The sequence below is a fragment of the Pseudomonas sp. 05N434 genome (assembly GCF_056396965.1).
Genome location: NZ_JBFTMK010000613.1, coordinates 1 through 2807, shown reverse-complemented (window position 1 = coordinate 2807; position 2807 = coordinate 1). Strand labels below are relative to the sequence as shown.

Genomic DNA, 2807 nt, shown 5'->3' with positions numbered 1-2807 from the left:
GCCTTACACCCTGCGCAACAACGACATTGTGCTGATCGAAGGCCGGCACTTCTCGGCGCAACAGTTCTACCGGCAATTGGTGCTGGAATTCGACCGCCTGTACGCCGAAGGCGCCAACCGGCGGAGGATGATGTCGGTGAGCCTGCATGACCGCATCGGCGGCACCCCGGCGATGGTCGAGGCGGTGGAGCGCTTTATCCGCTACGCCAAGTCCCATCCGAAGGTCAGCTTCATGCGCAAGGATCAGATTGCCCAGATCGTGCTGACCGAAAAGAACCCGCTGATCGATAACACCGAGGCGGCGTACAACCACTGAGCCAAATCACCGCCAAAACCGGAATGAAAAGATCGCAGACTGCGATCTTTTCATCGGCTCGCTACGCCAACAACTGACTCAACACCGCACGCAACTTGCCGGGTTTCACCGGTTTGTTCAGCAATGGCGCGTCGAGCCGCTGCAACGAGCGTCGACACTGATCGGTGCGGTCGGCGGTGATGATCACCGCCGGTATCGTCCGGCTGAAATGCTCGCGCAGATGCCGGACCACTTCACAGCCCACCACCCCGTGATCGAGGTGGTAATCCGCCAGAATCAGTTCCGGCGCCTGCCCCTGCAAAGCCACCAGCGCGGTGGCCTCATCGGTGGCGGTGACCACCTCGCAGCCCCACTGCCCGAGCAGTGCGCTCATGCTTTCAAGGATGCTGACTTCGTTGTCCAGCACCAGCAGGCGCCGCCCCGGCAGCGGGTTGCCGGTGCTCGGCTGCGGCACGGCCTGGCTGATCGGCAGTGGAATCTCACGGGAAATCGGCACCTCGATGCTGAACATCGAACCGCGCCCTGGCCGCGAATGCACCTGAATCCGGTAATCGAGGATCTTGGCGATGCGTTCGACAATCGCCAGTCCCAGGCCCACGCCCTTGCGGTCGGCGGCACGGCCAACGTCCAGTTGGTTGAATTCGAGGAAGATCGAGTCGAGACGGTCCGCCGGGATCCCGCGCCCGGTGTCCCAGACTTCGATTCGCAGCGCGTTGCCCCGGCGCCGGGCACCCAGCAGGATGCTGCCGTCGTCGGTGTAGCGGCAGGCATTGCTGAGGAAGTTGCGCAGAATCCGCGTCATCAGGCGCAAGTCGGTATGAATGGCGTAATCGCCCATGTGCACCCGCAGGTTCAACCCGGTCGCCGCGGCCACCGACTGAAACTCCGAAACCAGTGGCGCGAACAATTCATCGAGGCGGTACAGGGCGATGTCCGGCTTTACCGCGGCCTGATCGAGCCGGGAAATATCCAGCAGGTCGGTGAGCAAGTCTTCGGCCCCTTCCAGTGCCTGATGGGTGCGCTCCACCAGTACCTGTTCGACGTCGGGCAAATGCCGTTCGCGCAAGGTCGAGATCAACAAACGCGCGGCATTGAGCGGTTGCAGCAGGTCGTGACTGGCGGCGGCGAGGTATTTGTCCTTGCTGCGATTGGCCGCTTCGGCGGCATCACGGGCGTCGCGCAAGGCTTCGGCGATCTGTTTACGCTCGGTGATCTGTTGTTGCAGATTGCGGTTGGCGTCCAGCAACTCATTGGTGCGCGCGGTGACCCGTTGCTCCAGTTGATCATTGAGCTGTTGCAAGCGCTCCTGGGCCTGTTTTCGTTCGGTGATGTCGGCGACGAACCCCTCCACCAGGCCTTCCTGATCCGGTTTGAGCAGCAGGTTCATCAACACGTCGAGGACAGTGCCGTCCTTGCGCCGCAGCTGGGTTTCATAGCCCAGCAGGCTGCGCTCACGCTGGAGGACTTCGCCGATGCCTTCCAGCTCTTGCGCGCCGCCGACGAACAGCGTGCCCGCCAGGTCCGTCAGGGAAAACAGCACCTCCTGCGGGTCCTGATAGCCAAGCATCCGCGCCAGCGCCGGGTTGGCGGCGCGCATGCCTTCCTGCAGGCTGGCCTGGAAGATTCCGTGCACGGCGTTTTCGAACAGCCATTTGTAGCGGTTGCGCTCGGCCTCCAGTTCATCCAGGCGCGCGGCCAGTTCCGGGTAATGACTCTTGCGCGCCGAGTGATTGCCCAGGCCGAGTAACCCGGTCAGCGCCCGTTGCTGTTCGTCAGAGGGCTTCGCCATAGACGACCTCGACGTCGCGCTGGCTGGACTCGCGCGGGTTGGTAAGGATGCACGGGTCATCCATGGCATGTTGCGACAGGAACGGAATGTCCGACGTACTCACCCCGTGCAGGCCCAGGGTTTCGTGGAAGCCGATGGCGTGTTTGAGGGCGATCAAGTGGTCGACCAGACGTCCGCAGATCTGCCGGTGGTTCAGGCCGCGACAATCGATGCCGAAGGTCTCGGCAATCACCTTGAAGCGCTCCGGCGCCGAGCTGTAGTTGAACGCCACCACGTGCTCCACCAGCACCGCGTTGCACAAGCCGTGAGGCAGATCGAGGAATCCACCGAGGCTGTGGGACATGGCGTGCACCGCGCCGAGGATCGCGTTGGAGAACGCCAGCCCGGCCTGCATGCTGCCGAGCATGATCTTTTCCCGCAGGGCGATGTCGTTCGGGTTGGCGATCATCTGCACCAGATTGCCGTTGATCAGCCGCATCGCCTCCAGCGCGTGGGGATCGGTGAGCGGCCCGTGGCCGGTGGAAACGAAGGCCTCGATGGCGTGGACCAACGCGTCGATGCCGGTACAGGCCGACAGGAACGGGTCCATGCTCAGGGTGGTTTCCGGGTCGATCAGCGACACGTCCGGCACCGCAGCCTTGCTGACGATGGAGAATTTCATGCGTTCTTGCTGATTGGAGATGATCACGAACTGCGACACAT

The 2807-nt window shown here is 62.7% G+C and carries 2 protein-coding genes and 1 pseudogene; 1 reads left to right on the top strand and 2 read right to left on the bottom strand.

Annotated features, from left to right (window positions below; translation table 11 throughout):
* Positions 1–316: pseudogene (locus AC1DLB_RS26850) on the top strand (polysaccharide deacetylase family protein); the annotation flags it as partial.
* A 61-nt stretch (positions 317–377) separates the two neighbouring features.
* On the opposite strand, the gene AC1DLB_RS26845 reads toward AC1DLB_RS26850, so the two are convergent.
* On the bottom strand, positions 378–2105 hold the full coding sequence (locus AC1DLB_RS26845; protein ID WP_477742959.1) for a hybrid sensor histidine kinase/response regulator: 1728 nt from the start codon (positions 2103–2105) through the stop codon (positions 378–380).
* Positions 2089–2807, bottom strand: a 719-nt coding sequence (locus AC1DLB_RS26840; RefSeq protein WP_477785987.1) for a dehydroquinate synthase/iron-containing alcohol dehydrogenase family protein, incomplete at its 5' end; no start/stop codon positions are given. The genes AC1DLB_RS26840 and AC1DLB_RS26845, both read right to left, overlap by 17 nt.

Excerpts from the sequence above, each read along its gene's own strand:
- AC1DLB_RS26845 (WP_477742959.1), bottom strand. The coding sequence starts at position 2,105 with ATGGCGAAGCCCTCTGACGAACAGCAACGGGCGCTGACCGGGTTACTC.